This is a genomic window from Usitatibacter palustris (assembly GCF_013003985.1).
In the GTDB taxonomy this organism is placed as follows: Bacteria; Pseudomonadota; Gammaproteobacteria; order Burkholderiales; family Usitatibacteraceae; genus Usitatibacter; species Usitatibacter palustris.
In genome coordinates this window covers 3,408,280-3,429,161 of sequence record NZ_CP053073.1, presented here as the reverse complement: position 1 = coordinate 3,429,161, position 20,882 = coordinate 3,408,280, and the positions used below count along the sequence as shown (strand labels likewise).

At 66.8% G+C, this 20,882-nt stretch carries 17 protein-coding genes; 3 read left to right on the top strand and 14 right to left on the bottom strand.

Going from position 1 to position 20,882, the window contains the following annotated elements:
- Positions 1–6: 6 nt before the first annotated feature.
- From DSM104440_RS16800 to DSM104440_RS16735, 14 genes are all read right to left on the bottom strand, one after another.
- Entirely contained in the window at positions 7–1,770 is a 1,764-nt protein-coding gene (locus tag DSM104440_RS16800) for a hypothetical protein (protein ID WP_171164660.1), read from the bottom strand.
- A gap of 35 nt (positions 1,771–1,805) precedes the next feature.
- Positions 1,806–2,156 (bottom strand): EamA family transporter, encoded by a 351-nt coding sequence (locus DSM104440_RS16795; protein ID WP_171164658.1) that lies wholly within the window; start codon positions 2,154–2,156, stop codon positions 1,806–1,808.
- Entirely contained in the window at positions 2,153–3,097 is a 945-nt protein-coding gene (locus DSM104440_RS16790) for a class I SAM-dependent methyltransferase (protein ID WP_171164656.1), read from the bottom strand. The genes DSM104440_RS16795 and DSM104440_RS16790 overlap by 4 nt, the downstream gene beginning before the upstream one ends.
- Complete coding sequence (locus DSM104440_RS16785) at positions 3,094–3,849, bottom strand: class I SAM-dependent methyltransferase (RefSeq protein WP_171164654.1); 756 nt, start codon at positions 3,847–3,849, stop codon at positions 3,094–3,096. The genes DSM104440_RS16790 and DSM104440_RS16785 overlap by 4 nt, the downstream gene beginning before the upstream one ends.
- A 10-nt stretch (positions 3,850–3,859) precedes the next feature.
- A complete protein-coding gene (gene asnB, locus DSM104440_RS16780; protein ID WP_171164652.1) occupies positions 3,860–5,734 on the bottom strand; it encodes an asparagine synthase (glutamine-hydrolyzing) in 1,875 nt (624 codons plus the stop codon).
- A 2-nt stretch (positions 5,735–5,736) separates the two neighbouring features.
- Positions 5,737–6,690 (bottom strand): glycosyltransferase family 2 protein, encoded by a 954-nt coding sequence (locus DSM104440_RS16775; RefSeq protein ID WP_171164650.1) that lies wholly within the window; start codon positions 6,688–6,690, stop codon positions 5,737–5,739.
- Positions 6,691–6,716: 26 nt separating this feature from the next.
- A complete protein-coding gene (locus tag DSM104440_RS16770; RefSeq protein WP_171164648.1) occupies positions 6,717–8,024 on the bottom strand; it encodes a glycosyltransferase family 2 protein in 1,308 nt (435 codons plus the stop codon).
- Positions 8,025–8,028: 4 nt separating this feature from the next.
- A complete protein-coding gene (locus DSM104440_RS16765) occupies positions 8,029–10,515 on the bottom strand; it encodes a glycosyltransferase (protein ID WP_171164646.1) in 2,487 nt (828 codons plus the stop codon).
- A complete protein-coding gene (locus tag DSM104440_RS16760; protein ID WP_171164644.1) occupies positions 10,515–11,507 on the bottom strand; it encodes a methyltransferase domain-containing protein in 993 nt (330 codons plus the stop codon). The genes DSM104440_RS16765 and DSM104440_RS16760 overlap by 1 nt, the downstream gene beginning before the upstream one ends.
- Before the next feature lie 25 nt (positions 11,508–11,532).
- Positions 11,533–13,146, bottom strand: coding sequence for a class I SAM-dependent methyltransferase (locus DSM104440_RS16755; RefSeq protein ID WP_171164642.1), 1,614 nt, complete (start codon positions 13,144–13,146; stop codon positions 11,533–11,535).
- The gene (locus DSM104440_RS16750) at positions 13,146–13,976 is read right to left on the bottom strand and encodes a class I SAM-dependent methyltransferase (protein WP_171164640.1); all 831 of its coding nucleotides are present in this window, start codon (positions 13,974–13,976) and stop codon (positions 13,146–13,148) included. Before DSM104440_RS16750 ends, DSM104440_RS16755 begins: the two co-directional genes overlap by 1 nt.
- Before the next feature lie 92 nt (positions 13,977–14,068).
- On the bottom strand, positions 14,069–15,388 hold the full coding sequence (locus DSM104440_RS16745) for a hypothetical protein (RefSeq protein WP_171164638.1): 1,320 nt from the start codon (positions 15,386–15,388) through the stop codon (positions 14,069–14,071).
- A complete protein-coding gene (locus tag DSM104440_RS16740) occupies positions 15,381–16,793 on the bottom strand; it encodes an ABC transporter ATP-binding protein (protein WP_171164635.1) in 1,413 nt (470 codons plus the stop codon). Before DSM104440_RS16740 ends, DSM104440_RS16745 begins: the two co-directional genes overlap by 8 nt.
- The gene (locus DSM104440_RS16735) at positions 16,783–17,601 is read right to left on the bottom strand and encodes an ABC transporter permease (RefSeq protein WP_171164633.1); all 819 of its coding nucleotides are present in this window, start codon (positions 17,599–17,601) and stop codon (positions 16,783–16,785) included. Before DSM104440_RS16735 ends, DSM104440_RS16740 begins: the two co-directional genes overlap by 11 nt.
- A gap of 131 nt (positions 17,602–17,732) precedes the next feature.
- On the opposite strand from DSM104440_RS16735, the gene DSM104440_RS16730 reads away from it, so the two are divergent.
- From DSM104440_RS16730 to DSM104440_RS16720, 3 genes are read left to right on the top strand one after another with little or no spacing between them, the layout of a single operon-like run.
- Entirely contained in the window at positions 17,733–18,752 is a 1,020-nt protein-coding gene (locus DSM104440_RS16730; protein ID WP_171164632.1) for a GDP-mannose 4,6-dehydratase, read from the top strand.
- Positions 18,753–18,777: 25 nt separating this feature from the next.
- Positions 18,778–19,863, top strand: coding sequence for a GDP-mannose 4,6-dehydratase (gene gmd, locus DSM104440_RS16725; protein WP_171164630.1), 1,086 nt, complete (start codon positions 18,778–18,780; stop codon positions 19,861–19,863).
- A 13-nt stretch (positions 19,864–19,876) separates the two neighbouring features.
- A complete protein-coding gene (locus DSM104440_RS16720; protein WP_171164628.1) occupies positions 19,877–20,863 on the top strand; it encodes a GDP-L-fucose synthase family protein in 987 nt (328 codons plus the stop codon).
- Positions 20,864–20,882: the final 19 nt, after the last annotated feature.

The window sequence follows — 20,882 nt, the reverse complement described above, 5'->3', positions numbered from 1 at the left end:
CGAGCTTCAGCGCGCTGTCGCGCCGGGCGGAGCGATGACCAGGGAGAATTCGCGCACGTCCGTGCTCGCGACCGGGACTACGACCTGACGGTAGTAATACCCGTGCTTGCCGCGCTCGACCGCACTCGGGAAGGGCCACGCCTGGGGCCCGCGCGCGAGGCTCAGCGTGCCTTCCGTGAGTCTTTCGCGGCTCGTCGACATGGCGACTGCGCGCACCTGGCGCTGGCCGGCCATTGAGGTCACGTCAATGAAGTGCGACAGCGCGGCCGGATGGGACCTGCCGGAGGACCGCACGATGACCAACGCATCGTCGGGCACGGGTTGCTTCGTCCGGAAGGCCGGAAGCTCGGCCAGCGTCGTGAACCGGCCCTTCACGCCCCAGTGCTGCAGCAGGAACGGAGCCCACTCCCAGCGGTTCAGCCAGTCCCTGTCGATGGCGACGACGGCTTTTCCGGAAGCGGTATTGCGCGTCAGATGCATCCAGGCTTCCATCTGTTCGCGGGGATAGCGCCAGCCCTCGTTGACCGTCGCTGCCACGCGATAGGAGGACAGGTGCGTCACTCCGGCCACGAGGCCCAGGGCGCACGACAGGGTGAGTGCGCAGGTGAGCAGGGCGGGCCGGCCAAGCCTCGCGCCCCACTGGCACAGGAGCGACAGCAGGGCGAGGAGCACGATGCCGCTGCCCATGTACGAAAGCGCGTTGTGCAGGTAGCCCAGTCCCATGAGGGCTTCCCGCTGGTACTTGGCGCTCACGGAGACCAGCATCGCGGGCAGCAGCAACAGCGTGGCGCCCGCCATCAGCAACGTGAGCGAAAGCCGGACCTTCGTTCGCAGCAGCGCGTGGAAGGCCACGAACGCCACGGCGAGCGCGAGCGCTGCGCTCGGCAACAGCACTTCAGGATTCCAGCGCGTGCCCCTGAGCAGCCCGACCATCAGGCCATGCGGGTCGTACCACCAATACGACAGCGGAACCGCGGCGCTCAAATGCTTCTGGTAGGCCGCCGCGACCGCGGCGGGTGTGAGCACGCCGATCTGCGTGCCTTCGTAGCTGCTGATCATGGCCTTCGCGACGAGGCCGATGGCGATGATGGCGAGCACGGGCAACCCGGCGATCACGGACCTTGCGATACGCGTGCGCCAGGGAAATGCGCCGCCGAACAGCAGCAACAGGCACGACAGGAGGCTGAGGGGAACCGCCATCTCGTACATCAGGATGCCCGCGGCGTTGAGCGCCGGCACCATCCAGAAGGACGGCCGGTAGGGTGCTGGCGATTCGTTGCTCCTGAGCGCGAACACGCAGGCCAACCCGCCCACCACCATGAGGTAGGGCATGAGGAGGAAGATCGCGTGGGAAGGGTCGTGATAGTCCCTCACCTCGTAGATCGCGACGTAGATCGCCACGCACAGCAGCGCCGCGAGCGTGTCCTTCGTGATGGCCCTGACGAGGAGGCCGAAGACGCCAAGCGCCAGCAGCTGTCCCGCGCCCTGGATGACGCGATAGAGGAAGACGTTGTCTTCCAGCGCGGCCTGGAGCGGCATCATGCCCAGCGCGAACACCGGTGCGAGCCGGCCCTGGAAACGCAGGATGTTCTCGCCCAGGTTGACGCAGTAGCTCCACAGGCTCCTGCCCTCGAGCGCGGCCTCGTAGGCATAGCCGCTGATCACGGCATCGTCCTGGTAGAGCGGCATCGTCCAGATCGGCAGAGCGCGGATCAAGACGATGCCGAGGACCATCACCGCGAGCACGACGATCGCGGCTCGGTGGCTCACCGCCTCGCGGGAGGGAGACGCCAGTACACCCACCCCTAGCCCTGGGTCCATCCGACGATGGCGATCCCCGAGGCGATGAGGATGATGCCGACCCATTGCACCGTGCCGATCGGTTCGGACAGGATGAAAGCGGAGGCGAGGATGACGGCCACGAACTGCGCCGCGGCAAAGGACTGGGCGACGTTGAGCGGCAAGGAGCGCAGGACGAAGACGTAGAGCATCGCGGCGAGCCCAAAGCTCACCAGCCCGAGTGCGATGCGCCAGTTGGCGACCTGCTCCAGCCAGGAGCCGCCGCCGTCGCGCCCCATCACGGCACCCGTCTTCATCAGCAGGTTCGCGATGACCGCGAGCGAGATCATGCCGGCGAAGGCGAGGATGATCTTCATGGCGTGCCGCTCGCCGGCTTCTGCGCCACGCCCAGCACCTGCAGTCCGGCGCGCGACATGCCCGGCAGCTTCAGCGTGAGCTCGTCGAGGCGAGCGAAGCCGCGCGTGATGGCGCGGATGCCGGGGATGAAGCGGAACGCGCGATTGAACACGAGGACGTCGCTGTTCATGAAGAAGCAGAAGCCGAGGAATCCATAGGTCTCCCAGCGCCGCAGCTCGAAGCCGACCTTCTCGAGCACCGGCACCGTCTCGCGGTACAGCAGCGGCCGCTCGGTCTCGTGGTCGAGCGCCGGCGACAACCGGTAGATGATCGCGCGCAGCAGGCGCCAGAGGAAGAAATCGCTGACCGGTTCGCGCCAGTAGAAGCGCCCGCCCGGCTTGAGGATGCGAAAGACCTCCGAGAAAAGCTTCTCGCGGTCGTTGACGTGATGGATGCCGCCGAACATCACGACATTGTCGTAGGCGCCATCGGCGATCGGAAGCGCGGTGGCGTCGCCCTGGACGAAGGCGATGCGCTCGCCGCCGAGCTCGCGCCGCGCGGCCTCCAGCATGGAGATCGATACGTCCACGCCAACGCCGGCACCCACGCGCTCGCGCAGGAGGCGAAATGCTTCTCCCCGTCCGCAGCAGATCTCCGCGACGCGGCCCATCCCGCCCTTTTCCATGAGCGCGAGGAACGCGTCATCGAGGGCTTCCGTATAGGCGAGCGTATGCGGGTAGGCGAGGCTCTCCATGTAGGCAGCCGCCACCTTGTCGTAGTGATGCTGCTGGATCCGGCCTTCGGCGGAGCAGAACTCCTCCGCGAAGAGCGGGATCCCGGACTCGGAGATGCGGTAGCGGTGCGACCGGGACGAATTGGCGACCCATTCGTCGCTCCAGGTCAGCGCTTCGCGCGTGACCGGGCAAACGAGGGTCTCGAGGACTTCGGAACGCAGGCTCAATCGACCCTCGTCTCCGCCCCGGGCTCGCGAACGGCCACCGCGAGGTAGGACACGCCGAACGGAACGTGGAGCCAGGGAGCGACGGCGACGTCGAACCCGAAGATCCAGTTCAGCAGGCGGTTGACGAACGGGCCGTTGACCTCGTTCTCGCTGCGCAGCGGGATGCGCATGAGGCGAATGACCTGCCGCGCCGCGTAGATGGGTGCGAGCAGGATGAAGTTGAAGTAGAACGATGCGCGACGCTGCAGCCCCGCACCGGCAATGACGGCATCGACTTGCCCGCCGCGGTAGCGCCGCTTGTGGTGCGCCACATCGTCCTGCAAGCCCCACAGGAACTGGAACGCGGGTACCGTGATGATCACGGACGCGCCCGGCTTCAGGACACGGCGAATCTCCGCCAGCGCGCGGCCGTCGTCGTCGACGTGCTCGATGATGTCGGTGGCGAGCACGAGGTCGAACGTGGCATCGGGGAAGGGGATGTTGCAGACGTCGCCGCGGGTCACCTTGCCCAGGCCCTTGCTGTCGCACCAGCGCACGGCGTCGTCGCTCATGTCGAGCCCCTCGTAGCGGGTGAACGCCATCTCCTTGAGCATCCGCAGGTTCGTTCCCGTGCTCGTGCCGATGTCGAGGATGCGCGCGTCGCGCGCGATGCCCAGGCCGGTGATCAAACGGCGAAGCATCTTGCGGCGACCGGCGAACCACCAGTGCGTCCGCTCGACTTCGGCTTCGACCGCGTAGGTCGCGAGATCCATGGGGAAGTGTTCAGTTGCGAGGTTGGTCGAAGTCTAGCGCATGTCGCTGCAGGGCAAGCACGCACCAGAGGGCGAGACGGTGGTCGCGTTCGCCGCGGCGGTGTTCCTTCACCCTCGCGTCCACCCAGCCGCTTTTCAGGAAGGGAACGTTGCCGCGAAATTCGTTCTCGTCCCAGGTCCGCAGCCAGCGCGTCAGCGGAATGCCGAAGCCCTTCTTGCGGCGCTCGAGGACCGCGTCGGGCACCACGCCGCGTAGTGCGGATTTGAGGATCGACTTGGTCCGCCCGTTGGCGTACTTGAACTGGTGGGGAATCTTCCGGGCGAACTCGACGAGGTCGTTGTCGAGGAAGGGCGAGCGCAGCTCGAGGGAAACCATCATCGAGGCGCGGTCGGCCTTCGCGAGGATGTCGTCCTGCAGGTAGAAGCGCGTGTAGAACTCGAGCGTCCTGTCGACGTTGTTGTCGGCGGCACTGCCCTCCCACGCGTCGATGGCTTCGCGATAGAGCTCCTCGGGCCGCACGGGTTCCTCGAAGAGGTCCGTTGCTTCCGCGGGTTCGATCGGCCCTAACCACACGGGATTCCACAGCGCCGGCGGGTAGGACGCGCCGCGAAGGCCGCGCTTGATGCGAAAGTCGAGTCCCATGTTGCTCTCGGACACCGGCAGCAGGTCGGCGAGCTTGCGAATGCCGGGCTTCAGCCCGCCCGGCACGAGGCGCTCGTACCAACCGGCGATCGCGAGCGCCTTGAAAGGGTCGTATCCCGCGAACATCTCGTCGCCGCCGTCGCCGCCCAACGCCACCGTGATCTTCTCGCGCGCGAACTCACACAACTGGTACGTGGGCACGATGGAAGGATCGGCGAACGGCTCGTCGAGGCGCGCAAGGACTTTGGGAGCGAGCGCGCGCGCGTCGTCCACGCCGAGGATCCTCTCGTGGTGCTCGGTTCCGAAATGGCGCGCGACATCCCGCGCGTACGCCGACTCGTCGAAGCTCGGCTCGTGGAAGCCGATCGAGAAAGTCTTGATGTCCCTGGCAGGCTGGTGCTGGGCCGCGAAGGCCAGGACGGCACTCGAGTCGATGCCGCCGCTGAGGAAGATGCCCAGCGGCACGTCGCTCATCAGGCGCCGCTCGACCGCCTGCGAGAGCAGGTGGCGCAGCTCTTCGCCCCACACGCGCTCGGGATCGCGGGGGATCGTGGTGGTCGGTTCGATCGCGAACTGCCAGTAGCGCTCGACGCGGGCTTCTTCCGGCGCATCGAGCAGGACCGTCATGTGGTGTCCGCCCGGAAGCTTGGATACGCCCGCGTACAGCGTGCGCGGCGCGGGAATGAAGCCGTAGGCGAAGAGCTTCTGGAGGGAGACCCGATCCACGGGGCCTGCCACGCCCGGATGCCGGCGAAGCGCCGTCAGCTCGGAAGCGAACGCGAACAGGCCGCGGCGGCACGCGTAGTAGAGCGGTTTCTTGCCGAAGCGATCGCGCGCGAAGAACAGCTTCCTGCGCGGCACGTCGTAGATGGCGAACGCGAACATGCCGTGGAGACGTCCGGGCAGCGCATCGCCCCACTGCTCGTAGCCGTGGACCAGCACTTCGGTGTCGGAGTGATCGGAGCGAAACACGTGGCCGTGCGCGATGAGCTCGGCGCGCAACGCCACGTGGTTGTAGATCTCGCCGTTGAAGATCACGCAGACGCTGCCGTCCTCGTTCCACATCGGCTGGTCGCCGCCGGCGAGATCGATGATCGCGAGCCGGCGATGCAGCAGGTGGATGCCGCGGGCGGGATCGGCCAGCACGCCCTCGCCGTCCGGGCCGCGATGGGCGATCGCGTCACCCATCGCGCGAAGCTCGGCCATGCCCCCCGCGCCCACGAAGCCGGCGATACCGCACATGGTCAGCGCGCTTCTTTGTCGAGGTTGAGGGTGCTGCGGACCTGGTAGACGGGCTTGTCCTGGGCTTCGTAGTACGTGCGCATGATGATCTCGGCGAGCAGGCCCATCAGCACGCTCATGCCACCGGTCACCGACAGCATCACGACGAGGAGCGGCAGGGGCGTCAGGATGAAGGAGACGCCCTCCACCAGCTTCAGGTACACGGCCCACACGCCCGCGAGGAAGGCCACGAAGATCGCGAAGATGCCGAACCCGCCGAAGACATAGATGGGCTTGTTGGAGTAACGCGCGAGGAACTTCACCACGATGAGATCGAGGATCACCTTGATGACCCGCTCCATGCCGTACTTCGAGCGGCCATGCACTCGGGCGTGGTGCGCGACCGGAACCTCGGCCACCTTGCCGCCCTCCCACGACGCGTAGATCGGGATGAAGCGGTGCATCTCGCCGTAGAGCTTCACGCCCTTGAGCACATCGCGGCGGTAGCCCTTCAGGGAGCAGCCATAGTCGTGCAGGTGCACGCCCGAGATCCAGGAGATGAGTGCGTTGGCCACGCGGCTCGGAAAGTTGCGCTTGATCGAGTGGTCCTTGCGATCCCTGCGCCAGCCCGAGACCACGTCGTAGCCCTCGTCGAGCTTGGCGAGGAGCTTCGGGATATCCGCCGGATCGTTCTGCATGTCGCCATCCATCGGGATGATGATGTCGCCCGAAGCGTGGTCGATGCCGGCCATCATCGCCGCGGTCTGGCCGAAGTTGCGCCGGAACGTGATGACCTTGACCCGCGGATCCCGGTCCGCCAGTTCCTTGAGGACCTGCTCGCTGCCGTCGGAGCTGCCGTCGTTGACGAGGATGATCTCGAACGGCTTGCCGATGCCCTCCAGCACCTTCACGAGTGCGGCGTGGAGGAGGGGGATGCTCTCCTCCTCGTTATAGATGGGAATCGTGATGGATAGCATCTGCGTCCTAGGAAGTTGGCACGTTGTTATTCGACGACGATCCCGCCCAGCAGGAGCGACAGGTCCCGGCCATCCTCGCCCCCGAGGACGAGTTTCGGGCAGAACGAGGCGCTCGAGCGAATCTCCAGCGAAACAATCTTGCCGCGATGCGCGGCCACGGGCGCCGTCAGGCTGAGGTCGGCATGCCCCGAGAGGGTCTGCTGGTCGCACCGCTGGCCGTTGCACAACAGCTCGACCATGACCCACGTGTAGCCGGGCTGGGGGCGAAACGCGATATTGGCGTGAACGTGGCTGACATCGACCGGGATCTCGAGATCCTGGCGGAAGACGGGCCCGATCCAGCCGTCGTGATACTGGCCGGTGAAGCGCCGGGGCTGCACGAGCACGCGACGCAGCACTCGCGTGGCGTTGTTCCGGAAGAAGGGATAGAGCAGGCGGTCGCGCGCCATCACGGGCGAGCACAGCGTGGTGCGCGCGAACTCGGCCGCTGCCGTGAAGGGCTTCTTGGCGCCGAACGCCTCCTCGGCCCTGCGGGCGTGGTGGCGCGCTCGCTCGTGCAGGTGGCGATCGTGCAGCCAGTGCGAAGCCTCGCAGCGCCAGCGCAGCGGGGAGAGCCACGAGCCCCAGTACTTGCGGCTCACGCGGATCGACAGGTCGAGCACCTCGGTCTCGGTTCGCTGCGCCGACTTGGAGGCGTCGTGCATCCGGTAGTGGCTCCACAGCTCGTCGACGCGATGGATGTGGAAGCGCTTGCTGATGCGGCAGAAGAGGTCGTAGTCGAGCACGTGATGCTCGCGCGCGTCGAAACTGCCGCAATGCTCCCACACGCTGCGATGCCAGAACACCGAGGGCTGCGGAATGGTGTTGTAGCCGCGCTTCCAGATCGCCAGGTGCTCGAAGTGGCTCACGAATTCCGCCGGATGCTCCACGCCGACGTAGCGCGCGCCTTCGTCGCCGATGAAGAGGCTGCGTCCCATCACCACCCAGCGCTCGCGCGCGGGATCGATCTCGGCGGCGACGCGGTGCAACACCTTGGGGAAGAGCAGGTCGTCGGAGTTGAGGAAGCCCAGGATCTCGCCGTCGACTCGCGCGAAGCCCCGGTTGAGCGCGTCGGCCTGGCCCGAATCCTTCTCGACGAACAACTGGAACAGTCCCGGGTATTTCGCGGCGAAGCTGCGCGCGATGTCGATCGATCCGTCGGTGGAGCCGCCTTCCTGGATCACGACCTGGAGGTTCGGGTAGTCCTGGTCGACGAGGCTCTGCAGCGTCTCGGCGATGAACTGCGCCTGGTTGAACGAGGGCACGACGAGGGAGATCTTGGGGAGGTTCTTCATGGGATCAGTCGCCGTACAGCTCGTTGTAGACACGTTGGTAGATCGAGAGGGTCTCGACGGTGATGCGACGCGCCGAGAAGCGGCTGCGCCGGCGCAGGGCCGCATCGGTCAGTGCGCGTTCGCGGTCGGGACGGCTCACGAGCTCCAGGATCCTGCGGCCGATATCGGCCGCGTCGTTCGGGTCGAACGTAATCGCCGCATCGCCCGCGATCTCGGGCAGGGAGGTGACATTGGAGCAGATCACGGGCCGTCCGGCGATGATCGCCTCGGCGACGGGCATGCCGTATCCCTCGAAGAGCGACGGGAAGACCAGCGCCGTGCACCCCTGGATGAGCGCCTGCATCTCGCGCGGCGAGCGGAAGCCGAGGTGGCGAACGCGTCGGGCCCCCTGCTTCCAGTCGCGAATGCGCGCGGCCGCGGGATGGCCGGCGGGAAACGGCCGCCCGGTCATGACGAGCGTCACATCCGCAGGGAGCTCGGCTTCGATCAGCTCCATGGCCTCGATGAGCTTCGCGTGGTTCTTGTGCGGCCAGCAATGCGCCGGGAACAGGAGGTAGCGGCCGGTCACGCCCAGGCTCGCCAGCAGGTCGCGCCGTGAACGCTCGGGCAACGCGACCCAGGCCGATCGGCTGGGAATGATCCACACGGTGCTCATCTTTTCGAGCGGGATGCCGTACTGGCGATGCACGTCCTGGCGCGTGTACTCCGAGATGCAGATGATGTGGCGCGCGCTGTTGGCCGACGCGCGGTAGAGGCGCTCGCGCTCCTCGAGCTCGGTCGGCGTGAAGAACTGCGGGTAGTGGAGGTGCTGCAGGTCGTTGATGGTGAGGACGCTCGGGAACCCCAGGAGGTCCGGGTGGATGTAGCCCGCGACTGCGTGCACGAGATCGAAGTCGAGATGGTGATACTTGGAAAGGGTGGTCATCACCGGCGTCATGACCGGACGCCGCCCCAGGCCTTCGGCCAGCTGGTTGGCGCAGTAGGCCGACAGCGCTTCGGCGCCGCGCTCGCCCATGTCGGAATAGGCGAAGCGGATATTGAAGCCTCGCGGCACTTCCCACTCGCTGCAGGTGCTGCGCGGCGCGTAGACGCGATATTCGTTGCGCCGATCGAGGCGGCCGATCGAGGAGATGAGCTCGTAGGTGGCCTGCTCGATGCCGCCGGCCTTGCCGATTTCCATCCAGCGCAGGTCGTACAGCACCTTGACCGGCGCCTGCTTCTTGATCGCCACCGCGCGTTGCACCAGCGCCTCGAACTGCGGCGCTGCGCTTGCAATGGAGTTGTGGGCCTCGACGTGAACCTTTGCGGCGTCCACCAGCGGGGTCGCGTCGCTCCTTTGCAGGACCGACACCACGCGGTCCGCGAATGCCTCCGGCGTGTCCTCCAGCCAGCAGTGCTTCCCGCTGACGGCGCCGGTCCCCTCTGCGGCCATCGTCGTGCACACCACGGGGACGCGCATGGACCACGCCTCGAAGAGCTTCTGGCGCACGCCCCCGCCGTAGCGCATCGGCACCACGTAGGCGCTCGCGTTCCAGAAGTAGGGGCGGATGTCGGGAACATTGGCATGGAGCTCGACGCCCGCGGTGTCGGCCATGCGATCCTGCAGCGACTTGGCGGGGACCATGCCGACGGTCTGGAAAACGGCGTCGGGGGCGCGCGCGCGAATGCGCGGCCAGATTTCATCGAGGAAATGCAGTGCCGCATCGACGTTCGGCGGGTGCGAAAGGTGTCCGGTGAACAGCACGATCGGCCGAGGATCGCGCTGGAAGTCCGGCGGCGGGGGATGGTAGTAGGCCGTGTCGACCGGGATGGGCGCCACGCCCGCCACGGCATCCATCGGGAACATGCGGCGCGCACGCTGCAGGTCGAGCTCCGAGACGAACCCCACGACATCGGCGCGCTGCGTGACGCGCTCCTCCTGCTTGCGGATGGCCGCAACCTGGCCGATGGAGATGGGGGCCATGCCTGCCACCGGGACAGCGCGCCCGAGGTAGTCGGAGCGCACGTCGTGGAAGTACACGAGTTTGCCGCCCATCGCCGGCAGGCGGTCGAGCCACGGCTCGATGTTCGTCTGTACGAGGATGAGGGCGTCCCAGTGCCCGCTCGCGAGCGCGGCGAGCAACTGGGGCGCGCAGTTGGCGAGGATCGCGAGCTTCTCGTAGGCGTCATCGGGACGGCCGTCGACGCCCACCAGCCGATCGAGCACGCGGCGGCGCAACGTTGCGGGCAGCCGCTGCACGAACCGCGGCAACTCGCCGGCAATGTCTTCGTTGGCGATCAGCGTGACGGGAGACGCCGGGCGCGGCCACAGGAAGGAGGCGGAGAGGAATTTCTCGAGGTTCTCGACGCCGGGCTTGGGAAACCAGTCGTAGCAGGGCGCGACGATCCCCACCTCGTGATGCGTGGCGAGGTGGCGGAGGTTGAAATGGTCGTGGCCGTTCCTGCCCGGGAAGTACGGCAGATCCGTCGTCAGGGCCAGGACGCGCGACATCAGGAGCGCTTCGGACTCCGGGCGATCAGGTCCTCGATGCGGCGGCCCAGCGTTTCGGTGCGCGCCGCTTGCGCGGCCGCCGCCTCGCGCAGTCCGCGCACCTCGTCGAGCAGGGCCCTCAACTCGTGCGGCGCATTGGGCTGTGCCGCCGGCAGCGAGCCGGCCGTCGGCGCACGCTCGAGGATCAGCATCCAGCGCAGCCAGAGATTGGGGTCCACCGCGCTCCAGTTCACCACCTTGACGAGGCGCACATGGAGCCCTGCGCGCCAGGCGGGGGCGATGACGCGATCGAGCACGGCGCGAACGGAATAGTGCCGGCCGAACCGGTTCTGCCACTCGGGAATCTCGCAGAAGTACTCGGCGTCGGGGTCCCAGGTGACCTGCGCGCGGGCCGACGGATCGGTGATGCCCGTGACGTTGCAATGGGTGGCGTTGAGGTACAGGGGCAGGATCACCACGCGGCCCGAAGGGCCGAGCAGGCGCGCGCATTCCGCGACGAAGCCCGAGTCCGCGTGGCCCTCGAAATGCTCGAACGTGCAGTGCAGCGTCATGAAATCCACCGACCCGTCCGCGAGCGGGATGCTGTCCGCGCTGCTCCCGACGCGGTCGCCGTGGACGCCCGCGGGGTAGGAGAGGTCCTGCTCCAGGCAGCGCACGCCGTACACGCGCCGCAGGATCGTCGGGACCACCGACTGGCAGCTGCCGATATCGACGGCGGTCATGCCCGACTTCGGGCCGGCGACGACGACGCTCAGGTAGTGCTCGAGCGCTTTCTCGAGGACGCAGTAGTCGAGGTCCCCGGCGTAGCTCTTGTAGGCGCCCCCGTACTCGGCGAGCGTGCGCCACTCGCTGAATCCCGAGGTGTAGTCGCTGATGTCGAGCGTTTCGATCGCCACGCCGGCCGCCGCGAACTCCTCGGCGATCCGCGCCTGGGCGGGTGCGCTGATGTCCACGCGGGCCCAACCTGATTGTTCGAAGTTAGGTGTCTGCATTTTTCTTGTCCCCGGTTCGCCCTGGCTAGAGCAGCTTGAGCTTCCTGCCCAGCCGGTGCCACCAGCGTGAGCGGTCCCGCGCGGCGGCCTGCTCCAGCACGCCGAGCTGGCGGCCGAGGTCGCCATGCTCGCCTTTTAGCACGTCGAAGGCCTTGCCGAGCGTCATGAGTTCCTGCGCCCCAGTGTTCGCTTCGCGCTCGAGCTCGGCGATGCGCAGGGCCTGCTGCTCGATCATGCTCCCTCGTGTGCGGCGATCGGCCTCCACGAGGTCGAAGTTGCGCTGCGTGTCGGCCTTCTGCCCTTCGAGCGCGCTGCGCTCGCTCTTGAGCGCCTCGACCTGCGCACGGAGCGCTGCGGCCTGGGTCTCGCGGGAGGTGAGCTCCTCGAGGCGCCGGTGGACCTCCCCTTCGAGCGTGGAGATGCGTTGTCCCTGCTGCTCGATCACGTTGCCCCGCGCGATGCGGTCGGCCTCGACAAAGTCGAAGTTGCGCTGCAGGTCGTCCTTCTGCGCCGAAACCAGGTTGCGTTCGTTGCGCAGCGCCTCGGCTTCGTCGTGGAGTACGTTCAGCTCGCCCAGCCGCTGGTGCACCTCCGCTTCCAGCTGCGAGATGCGCTGGCCCTGGTTCTCGATGACGTGGCCGCGTGCAACCCGGTCGGCCTCGACGAAGGAGAAGTCAGCCGCCGGGGCGCCGCCCACCTGCGTGGTGGCCTTCTGCTTGAGGAACTCGATGTCGCTCCTCGCGCTGGCGAGCTCGGAGAAGAGCGCTGTCTCGCGCTTGCGCAGGTCGAGCAGGGCGAGGACCATGCGCCCGCCGGGCGAGGCGAGGAGGGCCTCGTCGATATCCGCTTGCGCGTGGCGAACGACCTTCTTGCGGCTCGCGACGACGAACATGTCGTAGTGCGCGAAGATCGCGGGTTCGAAGGACTGGTGTGGAGCACCGACGTCGACGAGGAGCTTGCGCAGGCCGCGATCGGTGAAGAGATACAGGTGCTCATCGGGCTTGAGCTGCTCGAGGAACGGGTCGGCGGACGCGAGCATCTGCGCGTGCGTCACGCCTTCGCGGTACTGCGGAGTCTGGATGACGAGCACGCCATCGGTTTTGAGCAGGGCGAGGCACCGGCGCAGCGTCGCCGCCGGGTCGGGAAGATGCTCGAGCACGTCCATCATGGCGAGCGCATCGAGGCTGCCGGGCGCGACCGCCAGCGACTCGACCGGTCCGACGTGCATGCGGATGCCGAAGGTCTTGCGTGCGTACTCCACGACCCACGGGCTCATCTCGCTGCCCGCGGCGTCGAAGCCGGCCATCTGCAGGAGCGCGACGAGGCTGCCGTGGGCGCAGCCGACTTCCACGATGGCCGCCGGGGGAAGCTTGTAGGCGAGGATGGCCGCGAGCCAGTGCAGGTTCCGCTCGGTGAGGTCGCTCCGCGCGCGGGCGTGGATGTCCGGATTTCCGAGGTCGCCCGCCTGGTGCGCGAGCCAGTACTGCTTTCCGTAGAAATCCTTCTCGTCGTCGACGACGGGCTTGCGGCCGGGAACCGAGAGGTCGAGCAGCACGAGTCCCCCGCAGGCGGGACAGGCCCCGTACTCCTTGTTGAAGACGCCCGTGGTCGGGGTTCCGCACCAGCAACGAGTGACCATCAGTGCGCCTTGCGGACCGCGAAGACGGCGCCGCTGCCCGTACGCCAATCGGTTTCCATCCGGAGCAGGCCTTCCACGATGAGGCGGAAGGCCGCGGTGAAGCCCGGGTTCGCCGAGAACGCCCGGTAGAGGGAGTCGCCCAACTCGCCATCGCCCTGCTTCACGTGCCAGGCGCCGTCGGCGAGCAGGAAGAGGCCGCTGTTGTACAGGGGCAGGATCGGCACGTGCTCCTCCACGGTGAAGCCCGCTTCCGTGAAGCGGCGCTGCCATTGCCCGACGGTGAGCGGATTGACGAGATGGTGATACGCGATGAACTGGTCGAGCGCCTGGCGCGCGAGCGCTTCCCCACCGGCTTCGCGCACCAGCATCGGCAGCACGGACCAGCTGAGGAAGCGATCGGTCACGACGCTGCACAGGAGCGTCCCGCCCGGAACCAGGCAGCGACGTATTTCCGCGAGGACCTGGTCGAGGTGGTCCATGTGCTCGAGCGAGCAGTTCGCGAACACGGCGTCGGCCGACGCGTCCGCGACCGGAAGCTCGTGCGCGAAGGCGTGATGGACGCGGGTGTAGACGCCGCTACGCCTGGCCAACTCGATCACAGGCTCGCTCGCATCGACGCCGGTGACGTCGCGCACGTCGGGCCACAGCAGGCGAAAGTACTGGCCATCGCCGCAGCCCAGGTCGAGGACCGAGCCCGCGATCCGATAGCGCTGGTAGGCCGCGTATTCCCAGGCGCGCCAGTGGCTGAGCGAAGGGACAAACGGATACATTCGTGCGACCGCGTCGTAGCCGGCCAGCACACGATCAGCGTCGAGCAGGACTTCCTTCATGGATGCGCGCAGGACGACCGCGAGGGGTCCGGCGGCGGAAGAGTGAAAAGTGCGGCAATTTTATCACCGGATAGCCGGCCGACCGTGCGCGATCACGCTCCGCGGGCGCCCTCGCACACCAGCACCACACGCGGAGCCGGATCGGAGGGCAGCACCGTCACGTCGGCAAAGCGCTTGCTTAGCGCGGCGACGAACACCTCGAGCCGGTACCAGTCCGGAAAGCGCTCCGACCACGTCGCGACATGGACATCCTGGGCGGGAACGAATTCGACGATGAGGCGCCGCCTGCACATGCGATGCAGGTTGTCGGCGATGGATTCCAGCGACACGTGGTACCGGAGCGCGATGTGGTGCGTGATTGCCATCGCCAGCACGGTGTCGCAGCGCAGCCGGCTCATGGCACCCGGGATGGCGTTGAAGAGCCCCGATTCACCGATGGGCCAGAGGAAGTCGTGGTACAGCGGCAGCACGTTGGCCTGGGCGTGCGCCGCGCCCAGGTAGAGGCGGTTGAGGCACGTCTCCTCGATGTCGCACGCGAGCGCGGTCTTGCCCAGCGCGACACCGATGAGCGCATGCAGTCCACCATTGGTTCCGATGTCGAGAAGGGTCTTGCCCGGGTCGTTCTCCAGCACCTGGTGGACAAGGCGATCCTTCAGCCGCAGGCGCGACATGTCCCGGAGACCCTCGAACGCAGGTTGGGGATACTTCTCCCATTCCCCCGGTACGTCGGGCAAGCGCAGCTGCTCGACATAGTCGGCGAGGCGATCGACGACTTGCTCGAAGGGATCGTTCACGGCCGAGAGGGTCGCCGGCGCGCGCGGCCAGCGCCGTAGAGCAGGGAGATCGATGAGCTCGTTGCCCGCGCCCATGCTGTGCTCGCGCAGCATCGTGCGGGCGAGGCGGTGCCGTCCGCGAGAGAAGAGGTAAAGGGGGGCGAGCAGGAAGCGCCGAAACTCCTGGTACCAGAACTCCCGGTTCAGCTCGCTCGCAGGACGGATCGAACCCCAGTCGATAAAGCGCGGCACCGGGCCGTCGAACAGCACATTCCACGGGTGAGCATCCTTGAGGCACAGGCCATCTCGCAGCAGCGCTGCCTGCAGTTGGAGTATGCATAGCGCTGCGGCCCGCAGGCCCTCGCCCGACCACTCGCCGCGCAGCGTCACGAAGGGAATGCGCTTGTGCTCGACGACGGTCTCGAATCCCTGGACCTGGAGATCCGTCGTCCACGTTGGTACGAGCCCGGCCTCGAGCCACCCACGCGCCGGGGCTCGCGCCACGATGTCGCGGACGAACGCGCCGTAGGGCGGCGATATCGCGCGGAACACGCGGCCCTCTCTGTGGAACACGCGGCCCACGGGATCGACCATGGAGGCCGGCTCCACCGTGCACTCGTCGAGGCGCAGCTCAGCCACGGTCGTGCGTCCGCTCGCCGCCGGGATCGGGCCGGTGGGCCTTCATCGCGATGTCGCCATCGAGGTCGCAAAGGCCATGGTGCGTCAGGGCGACTCCCTTGCGCCGCAATACGACGCCAAAGGTGCAAGCGCGGCCCACCGAGGAAATTCGCTCGGTGCGTGCCGTGAGGTCGTCATGCGGCAGAACATCGATATTGGCGTAGGTGGTCGCATCCGTCGCGGCGAGCCCGATGACCGCGGTGTACTCGCCCGGAGTGAGCCGCAGGGCGATGCGCTGGCGGAATCGCAGGCGCGTGCCGGCGCCGACGGGGCCCCGTGGCCCGCGTTCGACCTGCAGGGAATTCTTGCCGTGGACAATGATGTTCTTGTCGTTGACGATCGAGATGCCGCCCACCGGGATGCCGATGTCGTCCTTCACGAGGAAGTCGTAGAAGAACTCGGCGATGTCTCCCATCTCGAACAGATTCGCGGGACGGCCCAGCGCATCGCGCACGGTGCACCCGAGAAACTCGGCCCTGCCTCCCTCGACGACGTCGACCTCCGGGGCGCGGACAAGCGCATCCGGCGGGGGCCAATCACCCGCAACCGTCGCTTCCGGGGGCTCGTCCGCGGGGCCACTGCTGCCACGCGAGAAGGATGATTCCTCGCGGCCGATGAGCATGTAGCGTCGGATGGCGGCCACAGGGTCGCCCTGAAACAACTGGCGGCCCTCATGGAGGACGATCGCGCTGCGGCAGAACTGAGTCACCGTGGACATGTCGTGGGTCACGAAAATAACGGCCGCGCCGCTATCGACGAGCGTGCGCAGGCGCGCGAAGCACTTCTGCGCGAAGAACACGTCGCCGACGGCCAGTGCTTCGTCGATGATCACGATGTCGGCGGCGATGTGCGCCTGCACGGCGAAGGCGAGGCGCACCATCATTCCGCTGCTGTAGGTCTTCACGGGCTGGTCGACGAACGCGCCGATGTCGGCGAAGGCCAGGATCTCGTCGAGGCGCGCATCGACCTGTTCGCGCGTGAGGCCGAGGATCGCGCAGTTGAGGTAGACGTTCTCGCGGCCGGTGAATTCCGGATTGAAGCCGCTGCCGAGCTCGAGGAGGGCGGCGATGCGCCCGTGCGTGCGGGCGTCCCCGGTGGTGGGCGCCATGGTCCCGGCGATGATCTGCAGCAGGGTGCTCTTGCCGCTGCCGTTGCGGCCGATGATCGCGAGCGTTTCGCCGCGCCTCACCTGGAACGAGATGTCGCGCAGCGCCCAGAATTCGCGGAAGTAGCGCGGCTCGGGCCGGGAGAGCGCGCGGGCGAGCGGCGGCAGCAGCATCTGCTTCAGGCGATCGCGCGGGGCCGAGTAGATCTCGTAGCGCTTGCCCAGATCGCGGACGTCGACGACCGGATCGTCAGAGGACATCGGCGAAACCCTTGCGCGTTCGTTGGAACCACCAGTATCCGGCGCAGAACACGATCGCATCGACCGCCAGCCACAGGCCCCATGCCTGCCAGTCGATGGGCTTGCCCCACAGCGCGACGGAGCGGAACTGCTCGATGGGAACGGCGAGCGGATTGAGCGTCAGGAACAGGCGGTACTTTTCAGGGATCACTTCTAGCGGATAGAAGATCGGGCTCACGAACATCAGTACGGTCACCAGCACGGCGACCACCTGCGGCACGTCGCGAAGGTACACGCCGAGCGAAGCGAGGATCCAGGTGAGGCCGAGCGAGAAGAGCAGCAGTGGCATCAGGACGACGGGCGTGAGCACCACGCTCAAGCTCAGGCCCTTGCCGATGAATGCGGCGATCAGCAGCAGGACGCCGAAGCCCACGAGGAAGTGCAGCACGGCCGAGCACAGCACGACCCACGCCAGCACGTCGATCGGGAACACGATCTTCTTCACGTAGTTGGGCTGGCTCGTGATCAGCGTCGGGGCGCGGATCAGGGTCTCGGCGAAAAGGTTGAACACGAGCATGCCGGCGAACAGGATGACCGCGAAGGGCTGCGTGACCGCCGTGCCCGGCCCCCAGCGAGCGTTGAACGCGATCGTGAACACGAACGTGTAGATCGCCAGCATCAGCAGGGGATTGAAGAGCGACCAGGCCACGCCGGCGAAGGAGCCGCGATAGCGGCCGATGAAGTCGCGCTTCACCAGTTCCCAGACGAGCTCGCGGTTGTCGCGCAGCGAGCGCAGCGCCCCGGCGGGCGACGCGGGATGGAAGTTCATTGCGGGGTAGCGTGTCGGGGAATCGAGTCATCCATGTCTGGAGGCTTGGCATGGATTGAACTTATAATCATTGTAACAGTGTCGTTGCACCCCAACCCCTCCGTTTCCACTCTCGCCGGATGACCTCGGCCATGAAGCGCGCGCTCATCACGGGCATTACCGGCCAAGACGGCTCGTTCCTCGCCGAGCTGCTGCTCGACAAGGGCTACCGAATCTTCGGCTTCGCGCGCCGCGAGAGCTGGTTGCGCCCGAACAACGCCAGCCATCTCGCCGATCGCATCGAGGTGCTGTTCGGCAACATGGCCGAAGGCGTCGATATCTCCTCGGCCGTCCAGGCGGCCCGTCCCGACGAAATCTACAACCTGGCTTCGCAATCGCGGCCCGGGCTCTCGTGGGACACGCCCGCCGAAACGCTCGTCGTGAACGGGCTGGGCGCCGTCCGCCTGTTCGATGCCGTGCGCCACAATAGCCCGCAATGCCGCGTGTACCACGCGTCTTCCTCCGAGATGTTCGGCCCGTCGGCCGGCGGTCCGCAGGACGAGGACTCGGCCTTCATGCCGGTCAACCCCTATGCGGCCGCCAAGGTCTACGCCCACCAGGTGGCGCGGATCTACCGCGAGGGCTACGGGCTCTTCATCGTCAACGGCCTGCTGTTCAACCACGAGAGCGAGCGCCGTCCCCTGCATTTCGTGACGCAGAAGATCGCCTACGGGGCGGCGTGCCGGGCGCTCGGGATCGTGGATTCCCCCGACCTCGATGAGATGGGGCTGCCGATCGTGCGCGAGGGCAAGCTGCGCTTGGGCAACCTCGAGGTGTCTCGCGATTGGGGCTACGCCGGCGATTTCGTGCGCGCGATGTGGCTGATGCTCCAGCAGGAACGGCCCGAGGACTACGTCATCGGCACGGGCAAGCTCCACTCGCTGCGCGAGCTGTGCGAGGTCGCCTATCGCACCGTCGGGGCGGACTGGCGTGACAATGTCGTGAGCGAGCCGCGGCTCGTGAGGCCGCTCGACGCCGGGTGCACGCTGGCCGACGCTTCGCGGTCGCGCGCGCGGCTCGGCTGGGAGCCGACGGTATCGTTCGAGGAGATGGTCACGCGAATGGTGAAGGCGCAAGTCGATCGCCTGCGTGCCGCTGCGACCCATGGATAGAGACACACCGAGCTGGAGCTAAGGGATGGCCAAGAAAGCACTGATCACCGGAATCACGGGCCAGGATGGCGCGTACCTCGCCGAGCTGCTCCTGAACAAGGGCTACGAGGTCCATGGCATCAAGCGCCGGACCTCGCTCTTCAACACCGACCGCATCGACCACCTGTACCAAGACCCGCACGAAACCGGCAGGCGCCTCATCCTGCACTACGGCGACATGACGGATTCCTCGAGCCTGGTCCGCGTGATCCAGAACGTGCAGCCCGACGAGTTCTACAACCTCGCGGCGCAAAGCCACGTCGCGGTCTCGTTCGAGGAGCCCGAGTACACGGCCAACTCCGATGCGCTCGGGGCGCTGCGCGTCCTGGAGGCCATCCGCATCCTCGGCCTCGAGAAGAAGACGCGCTTCTACCAGGCGAGCACCTCCGAGCTCTACGGGCTGGTCCAGGAGACCCCCCAGAAGGAAACCACGCCCTTCTACCCGCGCAGTCCGTATGCGGTGGCGAAGCTGTACGCCTACTGGATCACGGTCAACTACCGCGAGGCGTACGGCATCTACGCCTGCAACGGGATCCTCTTCAACCACGAGTCGCCGGTTCGGGGCGAAACCTTCGTCACGCGCAAGATCACCCGGGCTCTGGCGCGCATCAAGCTCGGCCTGCAGGATTGCCTGTACCTGGGCAACCTCGATGCCCTGCGCGACTGGGGGCACGCACGCGACTACGTCGAGATGCAGTGGCTCATGCTCCAGCAGGACGTTCCCGAGGACTACGTGATCGCGACGGGCGTGCAATACAGTGTTCGCGATTTCGTCAACGCCGCGGCGCGCGAGATCGGCATCCAGGTCAGCTGGAAGGGTCGCGGCGTCGAAGAGACCGGCAGTGACGCGAGCGGGAAGGTCATCGTTCGCGTCGACCCGCGCTACTTCCGTCCGACGGAAGTCGAGACCCTGCTCGGCGACGCGACCAAGGCGAAGGAAAAGCTGGGGTGGACTCCGAAGATCACGTTCGCGGAGCTTGTCGCCGAGATGGTGCGCGAGGACCTCAAGTCCGCCGAGCGCGACGAGCTCGTGAAGCGCCACGGGTTCTCCGCCTACGACTACCACGAGTGATCCTGCCCGCACGATGGAACTGAACTCGAGCATCTTCGTCGCGGGGCACCGGGGGCTGGTGGGCTCGGCGCTCATGCGGGGCCTCGCTGCGAAGGGCTTTGGCAACCTCGTCACGCGAACCCGGTCCGAGGTCGATCTCACGGACTCGGCGGCGGTCGACCGCTTCTTCGCGGCCGAGCGTCCGGAGTACGCGTTCGTCGCCGCGGCGAAGGTGGGCGGCATTCTCGCGAACAACAACTATCCGGCAGAGTTCATTCGCGAGAACCTCGCCATCGAGGCGAACATCATCCACGCGGCCTGGCGCCACGGCGTGAAGCGGATGCTTTTCCTGGGATCGAGCTGCATCTACCCGAAGATGGCGCCGCAGCCGATCCGCGAGACCTCGTTCCTCACCGGCCCCCTCGAGCCGACGAACCGCGCGTACGCCATCGCGAAGATCGCGGGCATCGAGATGTGCTGGAGCTACAACCGGCAATACGGCACGCAGTTCCTGGCGGCGATGCCGACGAACCTCTACGGTCCCGGCGACAATTACCACCCGGACAACAGCCACGTGATCCCGGCGCTCATCGGGAAGTTCCATGCAGCAAAGACGGGCGGGCATTCGAAGGTCACCGTGTGGGGAACGGGTACCCCGCGTCGGGAGTTCCTGCACTCGGACGACATGGCCGAAGCGTGCATGCACCTGATGAGCCTTCCCGATGCACGGTTCGGGCCGCTGCTGGGCAGCGACGAGGTCGCAACGGGCGCTTTCCAGCCGCCCATCGTCAACATCGGCTCGGGCACGGACCAGACCATCGCGGAGCTGGCCGCGCTGATCGCGAGGATTGTTGGATATTCCGGCACGATCGAACTCGACCGCAGCAAGCCCGATGGCACGCCGCGCAAACTCCTCGACGTATCGCGACTCAACGAATCGGGCTGGCGTCCTCGCATCGGGCTCGAAGACGGCTTGCGCCTCACGTACCAGGACTTCCTCCAGGTTCGTGGCTCGAGATAACGCCGAACCCGGCGCGCGC

What these genes read in the sequence shown, in the direction of transcription:
- DSM104440_RS16795 (WP_171164658.1), bottom strand. Translation starts at nt 2,156, where the DNA reads ATGAAGATCATCCTCGCCTTCGCCGGCATGATCTCGCTCGCGGTCATC.
- DSM104440_RS16785 (WP_171164654.1), bottom strand. Translation starts at nt 3,849, where the DNA reads ATGGATCTCGCGACCTACGCGGTCGAAGCCGAAGTCGAGCGGACGCAC.
- asnB (WP_171164652.1), bottom strand. Translation starts at nt 5,734, where the DNA reads ATGTGCGGTATCGCCGGCTTCGTGGGCGCGGGGGGCATGGCCGAGCTT.
- DSM104440_RS16775 (WP_171164650.1), bottom strand. Translation starts at nt 6,690, where the DNA reads ATGCTATCCATCACGATTCCCATCTATAACGAGGAGGAGAGCATCCCC.
- DSM104440_RS16770 (WP_171164648.1), bottom strand. Translation starts at nt 8,024, where the DNA reads ATGAAGAACCTCCCCAAGATCTCCCTCGTCGTGCCCTCGTTCAACCAG.
- DSM104440_RS16765 (WP_171164646.1), bottom strand. Translation starts at nt 10,515, where the DNA reads ATGTCGCGCGTCCTGGCCCTGACGACGGATCTGCCGTACTTCCCGGGC.
- DSM104440_RS16760 (WP_171164644.1), bottom strand. Translation starts at nt 11,507, where the DNA reads ATGCAGACACCTAACTTCGAACAATCAGGTTGGGCCCGCGTGGACATC.
- DSM104440_RS16755 (WP_171164642.1), bottom strand. Translation starts at nt 13,146, where the DNA reads ATGGTCACTCGTTGCTGGTGCGGAACCCCGACCACGGGCGTCTTCAAC.
- DSM104440_RS16750 (WP_171164640.1), bottom strand. Translation starts at nt 13,976, where the DNA reads ATGAAGGAAGTCCTGCTCGACGCTGATCGTGTGCTGGCCGGCTACGAC.
- DSM104440_RS16740 (WP_171164635.1), bottom strand. Translation starts at nt 16,793, where the DNA reads ATGTCCTCTGACGATCCGGTCGTCGACGTCCGCGATCTGGGCAAGCGC.
- DSM104440_RS16735 (WP_171164633.1), bottom strand. Translation starts at nt 17,601, where the DNA reads ATGAACTTCCATCCCGCGTCGCCCGCCGGGGCGCTGCGCTCGCTGCGC.
- DSM104440_RS16730 (WP_171164632.1), top strand. Translation starts at nt 17,733, where the DNA reads ATGAAGCGCGCGCTCATCACGGGCATTACCGGCCAAGACGGCTCGTTC.
- gmd (WP_171164630.1), top strand. Translation starts at nt 18,778, where the DNA reads ATGGCCAAGAAAGCACTGATCACCGGAATCACGGGCCAGGATGGCGCG.
- DSM104440_RS16720 (WP_171164628.1), top strand. Translation starts at nt 19,877, where the DNA reads ATGGAACTGAACTCGAGCATCTTCGTCGCGGGGCACCGGGGGCTGGTG.